Genomic DNA, 16,281 nt, shown 5'->3' on the forward strand with positions numbered 1-16,281 from the left:
ATAGTTCAGCTTTTCCGGCGCGTCAACGCTGCGGCGCTTTCTTTTTGGCCGGTGCCTTCGTCATCTCATCGGTTCGTGAAATTCGGCTTCCGCTTGCCGGTGAAGGCCGCCATGCCTTCCTTCTGGTCGTCCAGCGCAAACAGCGAATGAAACAGCCGGCGCTCGAACCGCAGGCCCTCGGTGAGCGTCGTCTCATAGGCGCGGTTGACAGCCTCCTTCGCCATCATCACCGATGGCAAGGAAAAACCGGCGATCTTGGCCGCTGCCTTAAGCGCTTCCTCGATCAACTCGCCGGCTGGCACGACGCGCGAGACCAGGCCGGAACGCTCGGCCTCGGCTGCGTCCATCATTCGCCCCGTCAGGCACATATCCATCGCCTTCGACTTGCCGACGAAGCGGGTCAGGCGCTGCGATCCGCCCATGCCGGGCATGACACCCAGCGTGATCTCGGGTTGGCCAAACTTGGCGGTATCGGCGGCGATGATGAAATCGCACATCATCGCCAGTTCGCAGCCGCCGCCCAGAGCGTAGCCCGCCACCGCCGCGATGATCGGCTTTCGTGCCCGCGTAAATTCTTCCCAGCCGACGAAGAAATCCTGCAGATAGGCATCCACATAGGAGATTGACTGCATTTCCTTGATATCGGCACCTGCGGCGAAAGCCTTTTCCGAACCAGTGATGACCATAGCGCCGATGTCGGCATTTGCGCCCATGCTGTTCACCGACGCAACCAGTTCCGCCAGCACTTGTGAATTCAGCGCATTGAGCGCTTGCGGCCGGTTCAGCGTAATCAGCCCGACCTTGCCGCGGGTCTCGACGATGATGGTTTCATAGCCCATGCTTGCTCCTCCTCGCTTGTGTTTCAAGCCTGACAGGTCCGGCAGTGGAAGGTTGAGCGACCGCTTTGCACGATACGCTCGATGTGCCCGCCACAACCAGGCTTGGAGCAGGCCTCGCCCTCGCGATCATAAACCGCGAAGGAATGCTGGAAGTAGCCCAGCGATCCATCGGTCTGCATATAATCGCGCAACGACGAGCCGCCGGCGGCGATCGCGTCGGCGACGACCGAGCGGATTGCTTCGGCCAGGCGTTCGCTCTGTTCTCTGGCTTTCTTGCCGGCTCTCGCGAGCGTGCCCGCTTTGCGCAGCGGTGACAGGCCGGCCCGCCAAAGCGCTTCCGAGACGTAGATATTGCCTAGCCCGGCGATCAGCCGTTGGTCGAGAAGCGCCGCCTTCAGCGGTGACTTGCGACCTTTCAGCAGCGAAGCGAGCAGAGCGCCGTCCAGTGCATTGCCTGTAGGCTCGACACCTAATCCCGCCAGCATCGGATGCATGTCTGGCTCGTCTTCCGAAAACAGCATGAACCCGAAGCGGCGCGGGTCGTTGAAGATCACGCGAGAGCGGACGCCGGCAGGTGATGTGATGTCGAAGACGACGTGATCGTGAGCGGTGTTTTTCGAACGTTCATAGTGGAACGCCCCGGGTGTTGCACTCTCGTCGGCCGTTTCGACGCGAAACGAACCCGACATGCCGAGATGGCAGATCAGCACCGGGCCATTGTCCAGGTGCATCGTCAGATATTTGGCGCGGCGGCCGAGCGCTGCAATCGTCTTGCCGGTCAGCCGCTCCGAAAATCTCTCGGGGAATGGAAACCGCAAATCGGGCCGGCGTGCCTCGACACCGACGATGCGGGCACCTTCAAGGATCGGCTGCAGACCGCGCCTGACTGTCTCGACCTCCGGCAGCTCAGGCATGGCCGCTTATCGTGGCATGGAAGGAGGTGCCGTATGGGCCGGGCGCCAGCCCGAGATGTTCGGCCACGGTTTCGCCGATGTCGGCAAATGTCGTCCTCAGTCCAATGTCCGCGCCTTTGAAACCCGGCCGTGTGCCGATAACCGGAATACGCTCGCGTGTGTGGTCGGTGCCGCGCCACGTCGGATCGTTGCCGTGATCGGCGGTCAAAATGAGCAGATCGCCTGGCCTCAGCCGCGCGAATGCCTCCGGCAGGCGCCGGTCGAAAGCTTCGAGTGCGGCGGCATACCCCGCGACGTCGCGCCGATGTCCGAACTCGGTATCAAAGTCGACAAAGTTCGCGAAGACGAAGTCGCCGTCGCGGGCATCTTCCATGGCGCCAAGCGCTTTGTCGAACATCGCCATGTTGCCGGCAGCCTTGCGGACTTCCGAGATCCCCCGATGGGCGAAGATGTCGCCGATCTTGCCGATTGCGATAACCCGGCTGCCGCGCGCCGTCAGCCGGTCGAGCAGCGTCGGTTCCGGCGGCGGTACGGCATAGTCGCGACGATTATGCGTTCGCGCGAACGTGGCGGCGGTTTCACCGATAAACGGTCGTGCGATGACGCGCCCGATATTCAGCGGATCGACCAGCCCGCGCACTATCTTGCAGAAGTCGTAAAGCCGTTCCAGGCCGAAATGAACCTCATGCGCGGCGATCTGCAGGACGGAGTCGACCGAGGTGTAGCAAATCGGCTTGCCGGTGCGGATATGGTCTTCGCCGAACCGTTCGATGATCTCGGTGCCGGGGGCATGACAATTGCCGAGAATGCCGGGCACCTTCCCTTCACCCACCATTGCTTCGGTCAACTCGGCTGGAAAGGCGGGAATCGTGTCGGGGAAGTAACCCCAGTCGAAACGGACCGGCAGGCCGGCTATTTCCCAATGGCCCGATGGCGTGTCCTTGCCGCTCGAAACCTCCTGTGCCGCGCCGTGAAAGGCGGCGGCAAACTCGACGCTGCCGCCATTCTCGAACCTGAAACCCGTCGCCGTTGCCGCGGCATGGCCGAGGCCGAGCGATAGCATGTTTGGTACAAGAAGCGGTCCGCCACGCAGGCCTTCACGATCGGCGCGGCCTTCCGCGCAGGCCTGCGCGATGTGTGCGAACGTGTTGGAGCCAGTGTCGCCATAGCGTTCGGCGTCGGCCGCGCCGCCGATGCCGAAGGAGTCAAGGACAAAAAGGGAGGCGCGTGCCATCAAAGGTTCATCATTGCCTGGGTGTTGACTCAGACATAGGGTTCCGCGCTGCCGTTGGCAATTCGGAAACCCGAACGGCACGGCTTGGCGTGCTGGTCCGGGAGAAACGAATCGCGGCATGGTCGATCTGCCGATCGAAATGCGCGGCATGGAGCTCGCATGAGGCCTGCCCTGAAAGCATTCGCTGCCGCACTGGCCTTGCTGCTGGATGCATCTTGCGCGAACCTGGCGCGTGCCGATTGGCGCGATGATATCGGAACGTTCCGTATCGGTATCGTCGCCGAGCCTGGCGCCGGCAACACCGTTCCAGGTCTGGCGCTGCTGACCGACGCCTATACCAAAGCGCTCGGCATGAAGGTGGAGTTTGTCGTTGCCCGCGACTATACGTCGTTGATCGAGGCGCAGGCCAATGCGCGGATCGAATATGCAATCTATTCGGCAACCGCCTACGCCGCCGCCTCCGAACGGTGCGGATGTGTCGAACCTCTCGCGGCGCCGCTCGATTCCGGCGGCGCCATCGGCATCCGCTCCGTACTGCTGACGCGCGACGGGAGGGTTCCCGATCTGATGGCCATGGCAGTCCATCGGGTCGTCATGGCGCCTTTCGACAGCGTCGGTGGTGCTTTGTTGCCGCTTGCCGGGCTGGCTGCAGACGGGGTCAACGCGGCGGAAGATGCGCCGTTTTTGACCCACGCCAATTCGGCTGCCGCAGCTGAAGCAATGCTGGTCGAGGGCGAGGCCGATGCCATATTCGGCTGGATCCCGGCTGTGGCAGAGGGACGGCCAAATCCTCCTGGCGGCACGGTGGCGAGGCTCGAGGCCGCAGGGCTCTCGAAATCGTCGCTTTAGGTCGTATGGACCTCAGGCCTGCTGAGGTATGGTCCGCACGCCGTCCGCAGCGATCTGGACCCCGAAGCCAAACGCCGGCTCACCGTCTTTCTCACCAATCTCAGATCAGCCGCGCCGGACATTTACGATCTTCTGGAGCCGAGACACTCCGGCGGGTTCGCCGTTGCCGGTCCGAGGGATTATGTGCTGGCTGCGGCCATCGTGCACCTGGTCTCGGCCCGCGGTCGCAAGCAATAGCTACAGCCCGGTTAGCGGGCTTCAGGCGTCAGCAATCGCTGCACGGAATGGTCGGGCTCCTTCGCGGCCGTAGATAATAAGTTTCCGCCATCGATATCGAATTGAAGGCCGAGCTCAACCCGAACCGGCTTTGGCCATCCGCCGACCAGGTGATGATTGGCTTGTAGGCGAGATCGCTTTCGACCCGAATGAGGAAAGTGCCTTTGATCTTGAGCGCGCTCGGGACCGTTGTGGCGGAATCCTTGATGGCGTCGACGCTAGAGACACCATCGACTACTTTGCGCGACCACACGACCAAGACTTTCGGCGTCGTCTCGTCCGTGACCTGTATCGCCGTAATGATGATCTTCGGTTTCGAACGATTATAGGGCTGAAGCGTGGAACTGCCGATCGCCATGATGGCATCGAGATCGGCCGCCTTGATGGTCTGCTGCTGCGTGACAAGGTCCGCTACCATGCTGCCGATGCGGCTGACCTTCTTGCTGGTTTCGATGGCTTGCGAGGCCTCCATGGTCATAAAGTACATGATCAACAGGACAGGCACGATGAGGGCAAACTCGACAGCCGCAATACCGCCGCGGTCCGAGCAAAGCCGGACTGCTCTTGTACAAATCTCTGCGATGCCCAGCTGTGCCCCCGCACGAATCATGGCTTTGCCCTTTTCAAGCGACTAGGTGGTTCAGTTGTCGAACGGCTCGTTCTGCCAAGTGATCGAAGCGAAATGCAGCGTTTTGCCGTCCTTCAGATTGGCCATCGACTTGGCCATGAAGTCGGTCATCACCGGCCATTTGTAAAAAACCCGCAGCATGTTTCTCGACTCTGCCAGGCCTGGTGCGACGGTGAAGGTCTGTGTGCTCGTGCCCTTGGTCAACACGACGTCGCCATCCTGGATCTTGAAACCGGCCAGCGCCGCATCGGCGAAGGTCGGATATTCGCGCAAATCCACCAGCAATCCGGGACAGGTCTTGGCGACCATGATCTCCAATTTGATGCAGATCATATCCCGCAGCTTGGTCCCGGACACATCGGCCGGTCTTAATTGGCCGGTACGCAGTTGGCGCGCGATGTCGTCTGTGGCGTTTGCCATCACTTCTTGTGCGGCAAATGAAATACAGCTCTCCAGGATGGCGAAGACAAGAAGCGCGAATGGAATTGCAAGCATGGCGAATTCGATCGCCGTGCTTCCGCGTCGGTCGCCCAAAAACCTTCCGGGAAAACCTGCTCGTCCTGCCTTGCTCATGTCCTCTACCCGCCGATTCCAGTTCTGCATCGGATCCCACCATTAGTCGGAACCGATTGAAGTCCGGTTGGAATGACCGTTAAATTCGGCGGAAAGGCCTTAACCAGGCAATAACCGAAGCGTTCCCGCAAAGGTGGAGAAGTCGGCTGGCTAATGCCCGGCGCTCATCTCGGCCTCAGAGGCCTTCTCGGCATCGCTCTTGTACGAGCTTTCGCAATATGGCGCGCAGGACATGGTCTGTACTTCGGCACGCCGATAGATGCGCACCGACGACGCTGCCTGGCGCACGACCGTTATTTGCTCATCGACGATCGGGTTGCCCTCCTGATCGAGGACGACAAGATTGGTGACGCCAAATCCCTTGCCGGTCAGTACGATCGTCGATGCGTCCTGCACGGAGGCGTCGGCGATCGCCGGATTGCCGACGACAATCGTATCGGCGGCGCGCGATAATTTGACGATCTTTGCCTGGTTCATCGTGACCTCGATGCCGGCGCCCGCCTTGGCTGGAACGGCGAAAGCCGCTGCGGCAAGAACCACGGCAACTGGAAATGACGATCTCGGCCCGGCCATTGAGGCGCTCCCCGGCAACAAACTGTTCAACAGAACATGAACGAGATTGGTGAACCAACCGTTAAGCGGCTGAAGTTCAGGATTAAGTCCGGAACCGGCATTGGGCTAGCCGGCACGGCTCAAATGTCTTTGCCGAGTTGCGCTTTTTTCGCCCCTTTGTTCGCCCGTGGACCCAGTGGTCGGTATTTTAGTTCTGGGTTAACTACGCAATGTCATCGAAGCGGGAAAGGAATCGGTAAGCCTGTTTATTAAGCCGATCGAAACAGCTTCCGCTTACATTCGCAGCATCCGATCAGCCATCAAGAGAAGTTGACGGAAGTGCTGTAACAATTGGAGTAGGAGCTCGAATGTCTAACCTCATCGCACGTTTTGTGAAGGACGAATCCGGCGCGACCGCTATCGAATACGGTCTGATCGCCGCTCTCATCGCGCTCGCCATCATGGTCGGCGCCACCTCGCTCGGCAACGCGCTGAACGCCAAGTTTGACAAGATTGCCAGCAAGGTCAACGCTTCGAATTAAGCAACAACATTCCGTTGTTTTCCAATAAGGGCCGCCGCACTGGCGGCCCTTATTTAGTCCTACGCATGATTTGAACTTTAGACCTCATCAATCGTTAATCGAACATGCCTAGGCTGGGACCAGGTACAGTTTGACCACAGGCGCCACGCCCATGCTTGAATCCGTGATCTTCGTCGTCTTTCCGTTCTGCATGCTTTTTGCCGCGATCTCCGACATGCTGTCGATGACGATCGCCAATCGCGTGCCTGTGCTGCTCGTCGTTGTCTTTGCCTTGGTTGCGCCTTTGACCGGCATGGACTGGGCCACCTATGGCGGGCATTTCGCCGCCGGCGGCCTGGTTCTTGTGGTGACATTCGGCCTGTTCGCGCTTGGCGGCATGGGCGGCGGCGACGCCAAGCTCCTGGCTGCCACTGCCGTATGGATGGGACTGAACATCCATCTCGTCGAGTATCTCGTCAGCTCGACATTCATCGGCGGTCTGCTGACGCTTGCCATCCTCGCCTATCGAAAATCGCTGCTTGCCGCCGTCACAAGCCACAATCGGTTCCTGCGCCATTTTGCAGATGAAGCGACCGGCGTTCCGTACGGCATAGCGCTGGGCATTGGCGGTCTGCTTACCTATCCGGACTCGCCATTGATGGCCTGGGCACTCACCAGGCTGGCCGGCTGAATTTTGCTTACTCTATGGCGCCGGGGCAGGCGAGTTGACCACGCCTTTCCTTCGGGCGGGGCTTGGTCGCTCTAATTTATGTAAACCTTAAATTAATCACGATCGTAAGTATTACATTAACCTTGTTTTGACGATTGCCGCTGCAAAGTCCGGCTTGGCCAGGTGGTTTGCCAAGGGCGAGGTTCGGACAGATGCCAGCATCCCGATTGATTATTCTAGGCGTGGCGATAGCCGCGGCCGGAGGTGCAGGCTATGTCGCGAAGAACATGGTCGCGCCTCCGCCGCCTCCGGTTGTCGATTCCGGCCCCCAAGCGCCGGCGATCGCGCTGCAGGACGTGCTTGTCCTTTCCGGCGATGTTCCGATGGGCAGTCCGCTAGAGAACAACATTTCCTGGGAGTCATGGCCGTCCGCCGGCATCAACGCAAATTTCATCACCCGCGCCGCCGAGCCTGAAGCGCTGGATAAGCTGAAGGGCGGCGTCGCGCGCGTGGCGCTGTATGCCGGTGAGCCGTTGCGGCGCTCGAAATTGATCGGTGAGGGGCAAAGCTTCATGTCGTCGATCCTGCCCTCCGGCATGCGGGCTGTCGCAACAAGCATCTCGGCCGACACTTCGGCCGGTGGCTTTATTCTTCCCAACGATTTCGTCGACGTCATCATGACCCGCAGAGCCGATACCGCCAATGGCGGTAGTCCGGGCTTTACGACCGAGACTATCCTCAAGAACATTCGCGTCCTGGCGATCGACCAGACCATTCAGGAGGATGAGGAAGGCAAGAAGACCAGGGTCGGCCAGACCGCCACCCTGGAACTGACGCCGCAGCAGTCCGAGATCATCACCGTCGCTCAGCAGATGGCGGATCGCCTGACATTGGCACTGCGCTCAATCAAGGACAGCCAGGACAAGAATGTGGGGGAGGCCGACTACCTGGTTTCCGGCAATGGTCGGCGCGGAACGGTGCGGTTGATCAAGTCGGGCGAAGTTTCCGAAGTGGGGGCGAGGAAATGAAGCTAAAAACCAAACTGCCGGTCACCTTGGCTGCGGCGATCGGCCTGTTTCTCCTTGGAACGAACGCGTATGGCACTCTCGATGCCCATGCGGCGAACAATGCCAGGGTCACAGCCTCGACGGCCACCCAGCGAGTGAAGCTCGGGCTCAACAAATCGGTGGTCATCGACCTGCCGAGCGATGCCTACGATATTCTCGTTGCCAACCCCGCGGTAGCCGATGCGGTGACCCGCACCGCCAGGCGCATCTATCTATTCGGAAAGGCGGTCGGCGAGACCAACATCTTCGTCTTTGGCCCGAATGGCGAACAGATCGTCAGCCTTGATCTGGCGGTCGAACGCGATGTTGCCGGGCTGGACGACTATATCAAGCGCTTCATCCCGTCATCGGAGATCAAGGTCGAGCTGCTGAACGACAATGTCGTTCTGACCGGAACCGTTGACACTCCGCTGGACGCCAAGCGTGCGCAAGACCTGGCGGAGATCTTCGTCTCAGGCGGCGAAGCGACCACGGGTCAATATTCGCAGACCGCTGCCGGCGGCTCCGCCGATGCCGGCGTCGACATCAACAATCCGGACACCGAGCGCCGCGTCAGCAAGATCGTCAACCTGCTGCAGATTATCGGCGACGACCAGGTGACGCTCAAGGTGACGGTTGCCGAAGTCAGCCGCTCGGTGATGAAGCAGCTCGGCGTCAACATGATCGGCAGCGGCAGCAGCAACGGCATCAGCTGGAGCGCGTTAAGCGACAATTTCACCGGTTTAGGCAAGTCGCTGTCGAACTCGGGCCTCTCTATCAGCAGCTCGACGCTGCAGGCCTATATCAACGCCATGGAACAGTCCGGCGTCATGAAGACTCTCGCCGAGCCAACATTGACGGCCGTATCCGGCGAGAAGGCGACCTTCAAGGTCGGCGGTGAATATAACATGGTGACCGGCGTTTCCGAAGCCGTCTCCAACGATAACCAGACAGGTCTGAAAACCTATTCAGTCGAGAAGATCGAATATGGTATTGGCCTGGAATTTCAGCCGGTGGTGCTGTCTCCCGGCCGCATCAGCCTGAAAGTCAGGACGTCGGTCTCCGAGCCGACAACGGAAGGGTCAGTATCTTATTCCGAAGGCGTAAAAAGCCTTGGCATGAACGCCCTGTCGCTTCGCAAACGCTTGGCCGACACGACGGTGGAACTGCCTTCGGGCGGCTCGATGATGATTGCCGGGCTCGTCCGCGACGATGTCAGGCAAGCCGTCAACGGCTTGCCTGGCCTGACAAAGATTCCAGTGCTCGGCGCGCTCTTCCGCAGCAGGGATTTCGTTCGCAACGAGACCGAGCTCGTCATCATCATCACGCCCTATCTGGTGAAGCCGGTGGCGCGCAACGACCTTGCCAAGCCTGACGACAATTTCAACGCCGCCAGCGACGGAGCCGCCATGTTCCTTGGACGCGTCAACCGCGTCTACGGCACCATGCAGACCGACAAGCCCAACGGCCGTTATCACGGCGTTGTCGGCTTCATCTACAAGTAAGCGGGGAAGCGGACATGTCTCAGTCAGCATCGAAGACAAAGGCGATCACCGCGATGCGGTCGGTCCATTTGCGAATCTGGCGGCCTGCCGTTCCCATCATGGCGGTCGTGATGGCGGCATCACTGGCCGGCTGCGCCAATCGCGACAGCGTCACGGTCGGTGCCATACCGGACGACTATCGCACCACCCATCCGATCGTCATCGCCGAGAAGATCCAGAAGATCGACCTTCCGGTCGGCGCCGGCGACCGTGGCATGACCAGATTCCAGCGCGACACGCTCCTGGGCTTTCTGGACGGATACGACAGGAGCGCGGCTCCGGTGCTGACGATTGAGGTCCCGAGGGGCTCGGCTAACGAAATCGCAGCGGCCGCGGCCGGCCGCGATTTCGCCAGGCTTGCCATAGCCAGCGGCATCAGCCGGAAGCGGATCGCCGTGCGGTCCTATCAATCCGTTTCGGCCGAAGCGTCCGCCCCGGTCCGTGTCGCCTACGTCTCGGTGAAGGCTCAGACGGACAAATGCGGGCGCTGGCCGGAAGACCTTCTGGAGACTTCGGAAAACAAGCATTATGCCGATTTCGGCTGTTCGTACCAAAACAACCTTGCCGCCCAGATGGCCAATCCGGCCGATCTGATCGGGCCGCGCAAACAGACTCCCATCGACGCGGCAAATCGGAGCGCGGTGATCGACGTCTATCGCGACAGAGGAATTTCGGACGAACTCCTCGGCAATTCGGAAGTCGAATATTAACGAGTGTTGAGGCTCAACAGACCTAAGCCGCGCAAGTCACTGAAAGAGATGACAATGAGCAATCTTGCCTATGACACAGAGGTAGCAGGCGGCGAAACCTCGGAGCAGGATATTGCCGCGATGCAGGCGTTGCGGCCGATCCCGCGCATTTCGATCCAGGCGTTCTGCGAGACCGAAGGCGTAGCCAATCCGGTCGAGCGCGCTGGCGAGGATCGCCGTATGGCCAAGGCCCATCTGAAGGTGCATATGGGGGGCATCCCCACCGCTATCGAATTCTACCAGTCTGCGCCGACACCGAACCTGATCCTGCTTGAATCGCGCAGCGAGCCGAAGCTGTTGCTGGAACAACTCGCCCAGCTCTCCGAGCACTGCGATCCGACCTCCAAGGTGGTGGTTGTCGGCCATTACAACGATGTCGGCCTGTATCGCGAACTCATCCGATCGGGCATTTCCGAATATGTCATCGCCCCGGTATCGATGGCCGACATCGTCAGCGTGGTGTCCTCGATCTTCGTTGATCCGGAAGCTGAGCCGATCGGCCGCTCGATTGCCTTCATCGGCGCCAAGGGCGGCGTCGGCTCCTCGACAATAGCCCATAATGTGGCTTGGGCCATGTCGTCCCTTTTCAAGTCCGAAGTGGTTGTCGCCGATCTCGACCTCGCCTTCGGAACGGCCAACATCAATTTCGACCAGGACCCGGCGCAGGGCATTGCCGAGGCGGTCTTCTCGCCGGAACGCGTCGACGAGGTCTATCTCGACCGGCTGCTCGCCCAATGCGCCGAGCACCTGTCGCTGCTTGCGGCACCTTCGACCCTGGAGCGGGTCTACGATTTCGAGCCCGACGCCTTCACCCAGCTTATCGACATAGCCCAGCGTAGCGCGCCGCTCCTCGTGCTCGATGTTCCCCACGTCTGGGCCGGCTGGACCAAGAACACGCTGGTCAAGGCCGACGAGATCGTCATCACGGCGACGCCCGAACTGGCCAATCTGCGAAACACAAAGAACCTGGTCGACATGCTGAAGCGGCTTCGTCCAAACGATCCTGCGCCAAAGCTTGTGATCAACCAGGCCGGTGTGCCGAAACGTCCCGAGATTACGCCGTCCGATTTCTCCGAATCGCTCGGCCTTTCGCCGATGTCGGTCATCCCCTTCGAGCCGCTTTTGTTCGGAAATGCCGCCAACAACGGACGTATGCTCGGTGAGATGGATGGCAAGAGCCCCGTCGTCGCCACGATCAACGAGATTGCCCATGTGCTGACGGGGCGCAGCGAAATCAAGGTGAAGAAAAAGGCTGGCCTCGGCAACCTGCTCGGCAAGCTTTCGCGCAACAAGAAGTGATGCCGCAGCGGTGGAATTGGTAAGCAATCATGTTTGGTAAAAGAGGCAGCGACGACGGCAACCGGACCATCCCGGAATTCCGTCAGCCAGCACCCGCACCTGCCGCGCCGGCGGCCGCGAACCCTGTGGAAGCGGCGGTAGCTGCCAGGCCCGGGGCGCTGCCGCCATCCGGCGCGCCTGCAGGGCCGGCGGTTCGCCGTGCGGTCGAGCCGCCGCCATTGGCGCCGGAGCCGAAAAGGATTCAGCGTGAGCGCAGCGAGAGCTATTACGACACCAAAAGCCAGGTCTTCTCCGCACTCATCGACACGATCGATCTGTCGCAGCTCGCCAAGCTCGATCCCGAAAGCGCGCGCGAGGAAATCCGCGACATCGTCAACGACATCATCGCGATCAAGAACTTCGCGATGTCCATCGCCGAGCAGGAAGAGCTTCTCGAGGATATCTGCAACGACGTCTTGGGCTACGGGCCGCTGGAGCCACTGCTTGCCCGCGACGATATTGCCGACATCATGGTCAATGGCTCCAAGAACGTCTACATCGAGGTCAACGGCAAGGTCGAGCAGACCGGCATCCGTTTCCGCGACAACCAGCAGCTCCTCAACATCTGCCAGCGTATCGTCAGCCAGGTTGGCCGCCGCGTCGATGAATCAAGCCCAATCTGCGATGCGCGTCTTCCTGATGGCTCCCGTGTCAACGTCATCGCACCGCCCTTGGCCATCGACGGCACCGCCCTTACCATCCGCAAGTTCAAGAAGGACAAGCTGACGCTCGACCAGCTGGTCAAGTTCGGCTCGATTTCGCCGCAAGGCGCCGAGATTCTCAAGATCATCGGCCGCGTCCGTTGCAACATTGTCATTTCGGGCGGTACCGGCTCCGGCAAGACGACGCTGCTCAATTGCCTGACCAACTATATCGACCGCGAGGAACGCGTCATTACGTGCGAGGACTCGGCTGAGCTGCAATTGCAGCAGCCACATGTGGTGCGTCTCGAAACACGTCCGCCCAACCTTGAAGGTGAGGGCGAAGTGACCATGCGCGACCTGGTCAAGAACTGTCTGCGCATGCGGCCCGAGCGCATCATCGTCGGCGAGGTGCGTGGACCCGAAGTGTTCGACCTATTGCAGGCGATGAACACCGGCCATGACGGCTCGATGGGAACGATCCACTCGAATAGCCCGCGCGAATGCCTCAACCGTATAGAGTCAATGATCGCCATGGGCGGCTACACGCTGCCGCAAAAAACCGTACGCGAAATTGTCGTCGGCTCCGTCGACGTGATCATACAGGCTGCACGCCTGCGCGACGGATCGCGGCGCATCACCCACATCACCGAGGTGATCGGCATGGAAGGCGACGTCATCATCACCCAGGACATCGTTCTCTATAACATCAAGGGCGAGGATGCGAACGGCAGGTTGCTGGGCGAGCACGTGTCCACCGGCATCGGCCGTCCGCATTTCTGGGAGCGCGCCCGCTACTATGGCGAGGAGCAGCGCCTAGCCGTTGCACTCGAGGCGATGGAGAAACGCGCTGACTGATCCGTCTGGAAGCGTGGGGGCCAGGGTCGATGTTCGGGATTGACAGCACCGTATTGGCATTCGTCGTGCTCGCCGGCTTCAGCGCCGGCGCAGTGGCCTATGCTTTCCTGTTCAATCGGATCAGCACCGAGAAGCAGGTCGGCAAGCGGCTTGAATCGATCAAGACCGCCGAGACGGATCGTTCCGTCGTCAAGGCTTCGCGCGATCGCGTGGCGGAAGCGGCCAAGCGTCGCAAATCCGTCCAGGATTCGCTGAAGGATCTCGACCAAAAGCAAAAGTCCAACCAGAGCCTGGTCAAGAAACCACCGCTGAAGATCCAAATCCGCCAGGCCGGCATGAAGGTCTCGATTGAGCGCTTCTATGTCTATTCGGCGGTCTGCGGCGTCGTCTTGACGGCTTTGGTCTATTTCATCGGCGCACCGCTGCTGGTCTTGCCGGCTGCGCTGCTGGTCGGTGTCTTGGGTCTGCCGCGCTGGTTCGTCTCGTTTCGCCGCGCACGCCGCGTCAAGGCGTTTCTCAACGAATTTCCGAACGCGCTCGACATCATCGTGCGTGCAGTAAAATCCGGCCTGCCGCTGAACGACGCTGTGCGCCTGATCGCCAATGAATCCCCCGAGCCGGTCAAGACCGAGTTCCGCCGCATCGTCGATTCGCAGCAAATGGGTTTGTCGATCCCCGACGCGGCCATGCGCATGCCCGAAACGATGCCGTGCACCGAGGCGAGCTTCTTCGGCATCGTCATCCAGATCCAGTCTCAGGCCGGCGGCAATCTTTCCGAAGCGCTGGGCAATCTTTCGCGCGTGCTTCGCGACCGCAAGAAAATGAAGGCCAAGGTCCAGGCGTTGTCTATGGAAGCCAAGGCATCCGCCGTGATCATCGGCGCGCTGCCTTTCGTCGTTGCCTTTCTCGTCTATCTGACGAGCCCGAACTACATCATGCCCCTCTTTACCACCAGCACCGGCCATCTGATCCTCGGTTGTTCCGGCGTCTGGATGTCGATGGGTATCCTGGTAATGCGCAAGATGATGAACTTCGAAGTCTAGGATTCGCGCGTATGACCGATCACGTCATCAGAACTCTCACCGACCCGTCCCTGCTGATCGCACTGCTGGTCGGCATCGCGGTGTTTGCGACGGTCTTCACGCTGCTGCCCGCCTTTGGCGGGAACCAGCTCAAGGCGCGCATGAAATCCGTGGCGCTGGAGCGCGATGAGCTGCGCGCCAAACAGCGCGCGCGGCTGGCAGTCGAAGCCGACCGCCGCCGCAAGGGCCTGCGCGAAGAGCAGTCGGTCGGCATGCGCAATATTGTCGATCGCCTGGATCTCAGGCGTGCGCTGGCGGACGAAGGTACCTTGCAGAAATTGAAAGTGGCGGGTTTTCGCGGCCAAAATCCGCTGACGCGCTTCCTTTTTTTCCGCCTCGTCCTGCCCTTCATCGGCTTTGCATTGGCGGCCATATATCTGTTCGTGCTTGGAGGACTGCCCGAGCAGCCGCTTTTCGTGAAGCTGTTCGTCTGCATCGTGGTTGCCTATGCGGGGTTCTACGCGCCGGTGCTCTACGTCAACAACCGTGCGACCAAGCGCAAGCAGTCGATTCAGATGGCGTGGCCGGACGCGCTCGACCTGTTGCTGATATGCGTCGAGTCCGGCATGTCGGTGGAAGCAGCGCTTCGCAAGGTCGCCGATGAGATCGGCGCGCAATCGGTGGCATTGGCGGAAGAATTCATCCTGACCAATGCCGAACTTTCCTATCTGCAGGAGCGCAAGCAGGCGTACGAGAACCTTGCAAGCCGCACTGGCCTCGAATCCGTCAGGTCGGTGTCCCAGGCGTTGGTTCAGGCCGAGCGCTACGGTACGCCCGTGGCGCATGCGCTGCGCGTGCTTGCCGCTGAGAGCCGCGACATGCGCATGAATGCCGCCGAGAAGAAGGCGGCCGCGCTGCCGCCGAAGCTTACCGTGCCGATGATCCTGTTCTTCCTGCCGGTGCTGTTCGCCATCATTCTGGGTCCCGCCGGCATCCAGGTGAGTCAGCGCGGCATCTTTGGCGACCAGCCGAAATCGAGCAGCCAGTAGCCCAAGCGGCGTCGCCACAAACGCTGCTACGATTCAAAGCCGCGCTGCGGGTGTCGCGCGGCTCCTTGCGTTTGACGTGTTGCGGAATTCTCGCGCCGGTTCGGCGCTCGAAGCGGTCAGTTGGTGGCAGGCTTTGCCTTGTCCTGCTCCTTGAGCTGGCTCCAGGCATTCTGCTGCGCCAGCATCTGGCGAAGGTAAGCGACGTTGGCCTGCGCCTGTTCCGGCGACAGCTCTTGTGAGGCGATCTTCTCGGCCTCGTCGAAACGTCCTTGCAGACCGACGACCAGCGCCAGGTTCTGGCGGACGCGACTGTCGGCATTCGGCTGCTGGGCGGCCGAGCGCATATAGGTTTCGGCCGTGCGCAAATCGCCTTCCAGCACATACGACATGCCGAGATTGGAAAGGATCGACGGTTCGTTCGGCTTGAGGTCCAGCGCTTTGCGATAGTCTTGACGCGCCTCGTCCTTTTGGCCGAGCTGGTCGAGAATGGCAGCTTCCGCCGATACAAGTTTCCAGTCAGGATATTCGGGCGTCTGGGCGCGGCGCACGGCATCGAGAGCCGGCTCGAACTGTCCGTTGGCGGCAAGCGCCTTGCCATAGGCGGCGAGCACGTCGCGGTCCTTCGGCAAGGCAATCGCCAGCTTGCGCATCACCGCAAGCGACTGGTCGGCGTCACCGTCCATCTGCAACGCCGCGGCATAGTTTGTCGCGATCCGCTTGTCGTTGGGGCTTTTCGAGTAGGACTGCCCGAGCGCCATCGTGGCGTTGTGCAGTTCGCCCGCCGACATTGTTTCCAGCGGCTTGCCGCTTGGGCGAGAAATCGAGCCAGTCGTCAATTTGCTGGTTCCGCAGCCAGCGACGCTTGCGGCAAGCACCATCATCAACGCCGTGGTGATCAGCCTATTTGCGCTGGCGTTCATCCTGCGGTCGGTCGGCATCGGCACCAGGGCTCCGTTCATGCGCGTGACCATTTGCGTG

General features: G+C 60.6%; 16 protein-coding genes and 1 pseudogene. 10 read left to right on the forward strand and 7 right to left on the reverse strand.

Annotated elements, in window-relative coordinates; translation table 11 throughout:
• Positions 1 to 65: 65 nt before the first annotated feature.
• From NKH43_RS08495 to NKH43_RS08505, 3 genes are read right to left on the reverse strand one after another with little or no spacing between them, the layout of a single operon-like run.
• Positions 66 to 839 (reverse strand): enoyl-CoA hydratase, encoded by a 774-nt coding sequence (locus tag NKH43_RS08495; RefSeq protein WP_023719544.1) that lies wholly within the window; start codon positions 837 to 839, stop codon positions 66 to 68.
• A gap of 23 nt (positions 840 to 862) precedes the next feature.
• A complete protein-coding gene (mutM, locus tag NKH43_RS08500; protein WP_352857458.1) occupies positions 863 to 1,753 on the reverse strand; it encodes a bifunctional DNA-formamidopyrimidine glycosylase/DNA-(apurinic or apyrimidinic site) lyase in 891 nt (296 codons plus the stop codon).
• Positions 1,746 to 2,987, reverse strand: a complete 1,242-nt coding sequence (locus NKH43_RS08505; RefSeq protein ID WP_352857460.1) for a phosphopentomutase — start codon at positions 2,985 to 2,987, stop codon at positions 1,746 to 1,748. The genes mutM and NKH43_RS08505 overlap by 8 nt, the downstream gene beginning before the upstream one ends.
• Before the next feature lie 159 nt (positions 2,988 to 3,146).
• On the opposite strand from NKH43_RS08505, the pseudogene NKH43_RS08510 reads away from it, so the two are divergent.
• A pseudogene (locus NKH43_RS08510) lies at positions 3,147 to 4,073 on the forward strand (PhnD/SsuA/transferrin family substrate-binding protein).
• A 28-nt stretch (positions 4,074 to 4,101) separates the two neighbouring features.
• Here NKH43_RS08510 and NKH43_RS08515 read toward each other — a convergent pair.
• The 3 genes from NKH43_RS08515 to NKH43_RS08525 form a co-directional block, all read right to left on the reverse strand.
• Entirely contained in the window at positions 4,102 to 4,722 is a 621-nt protein-coding gene (locus NKH43_RS08515; protein ID WP_352857464.1) for a TadE/TadG family type IV pilus assembly protein, read from the reverse strand.
• Between the two features lie 30 nt (positions 4,723 to 4,752).
• A complete protein-coding gene (locus tag NKH43_RS08520; RefSeq protein ID WP_352857500.1) occupies positions 4,753 to 5,313 on the reverse strand; it encodes a TadE/TadG family type IV pilus assembly protein in 561 nt (186 codons plus the stop codon).
• A 150-nt stretch (positions 5,314 to 5,463) separates the two neighbouring features.
• Complete coding sequence (locus NKH43_RS08525; protein WP_352857466.1) at positions 5,464 to 5,886, reverse strand: pilus assembly protein N-terminal domain-containing protein; 423 nt, start codon at positions 5,884 to 5,886, stop codon at positions 5,464 to 5,466.
• A gap of 347 nt (positions 5,887 to 6,233) precedes the next feature.
• Between NKH43_RS08525 and NKH43_RS08530 the strand changes: the two genes are divergently transcribed.
• The 9 genes from NKH43_RS08530 to NKH43_RS08570 all read left to right on the forward strand — a co-directional run bounded on the left by NKH43_RS08530 (position 6,234) and on the right by NKH43_RS08570 (position 15,303).
• Positions 6,234 to 6,407 (forward strand): Flp family type IVb pilin, encoded by a 174-nt coding sequence (locus tag NKH43_RS08530; protein ID WP_352857468.1) that lies wholly within the window; start codon positions 6,234 to 6,236, stop codon positions 6,405 to 6,407.
• Positions 6,408 to 6,558: 151 nt separating this feature from the next.
• Positions 6,559 to 7,077: an A24 family peptidase gene (locus NKH43_RS08535; protein WP_352857470.1), complete on the forward strand. Its 519-nt coding sequence runs from the start codon at positions 6,559 to 6,561 to the stop codon at positions 7,075 to 7,077.
• Positions 7,078 to 7,268: 191 nt separating this feature from the next.
• On the forward strand, positions 7,269 to 8,084 hold the full coding sequence (gene cpaB, locus NKH43_RS08540; RefSeq protein ID WP_023719535.1) for a Flp pilus assembly protein CpaB: 816 nt from the start codon (positions 7,269 to 7,271) through the stop codon (positions 8,082 to 8,084).
• A complete protein-coding gene (locus NKH43_RS08545; RefSeq protein ID WP_352857472.1) occupies positions 8,081 to 9,607 on the forward strand; it encodes a type II and III secretion system protein family protein in 1,527 nt (508 codons plus the stop codon). The genes cpaB and NKH43_RS08545 overlap by 4 nt, the downstream gene beginning before the upstream one ends.
• 14 nt (positions 9,608 to 9,621) lie before the next feature.
• Positions 9,622 to 10,356, forward strand: coding sequence for a CpaD family pilus assembly protein (locus tag NKH43_RS08550; RefSeq protein WP_352857474.1), 735 nt, complete (start codon positions 9,622 to 9,624; stop codon positions 10,354 to 10,356).
• 54 nt (positions 10,357 to 10,410) lie between these two features.
• On the forward strand, positions 10,411 to 11,694 hold the full coding sequence (locus tag NKH43_RS08555; protein WP_352483229.1) for a CpaE/TadZ family protein: 1,284 nt from the start codon (positions 10,411 to 10,413) through the stop codon (positions 11,692 to 11,694).
• Positions 11,695 to 11,723: 29 nt separating this feature from the next.
• Entirely contained in the window at positions 11,724 to 13,232 is a 1,509-nt protein-coding gene (locus NKH43_RS08560) for a TadA family conjugal transfer-associated ATPase (RefSeq protein ID WP_023719531.1), read from the forward strand.
• 29 nt (positions 13,233 to 13,261) lie between these two features.
• Positions 13,262 to 14,275 (forward strand): type II secretion system F family protein, encoded by a 1,014-nt coding sequence (locus NKH43_RS08565; protein ID WP_023719530.1) that lies wholly within the window; start codon positions 13,262 to 13,264, stop codon positions 14,273 to 14,275.
• Between the two features lie 11 nt (positions 14,276 to 14,286).
• The gene (locus NKH43_RS08570; protein ID WP_352483228.1) at positions 14,287 to 15,303 is read left to right on the forward strand and encodes a type II secretion system F family protein; all 1,017 of its coding nucleotides are present in this window, start codon (positions 14,287 to 14,289) and stop codon (positions 15,301 to 15,303) included.
• A 116-nt stretch (positions 15,304 to 15,419) separates the two neighbouring features.
• Here NKH43_RS08570 and NKH43_RS08575 read toward each other — a convergent pair whose 3' ends face one another.
• On the reverse strand, positions 15,420 to 16,241 hold the full coding sequence (locus NKH43_RS08575) for a tetratricopeptide repeat protein (RefSeq protein ID WP_023719528.1): 822 nt from the start codon (positions 16,239 to 16,241) through the stop codon (positions 15,420 to 15,422).
• Positions 16,242 to 16,281: the final 40 nt, after the last annotated feature.

This window comes from Mesorhizobium sp. M1163 (genome assembly GCF_040318415.1).
Taxonomy (GTDB): Bacteria; Pseudomonadota; Alphaproteobacteria; order Rhizobiales; family Rhizobiaceae; genus Mesorhizobium.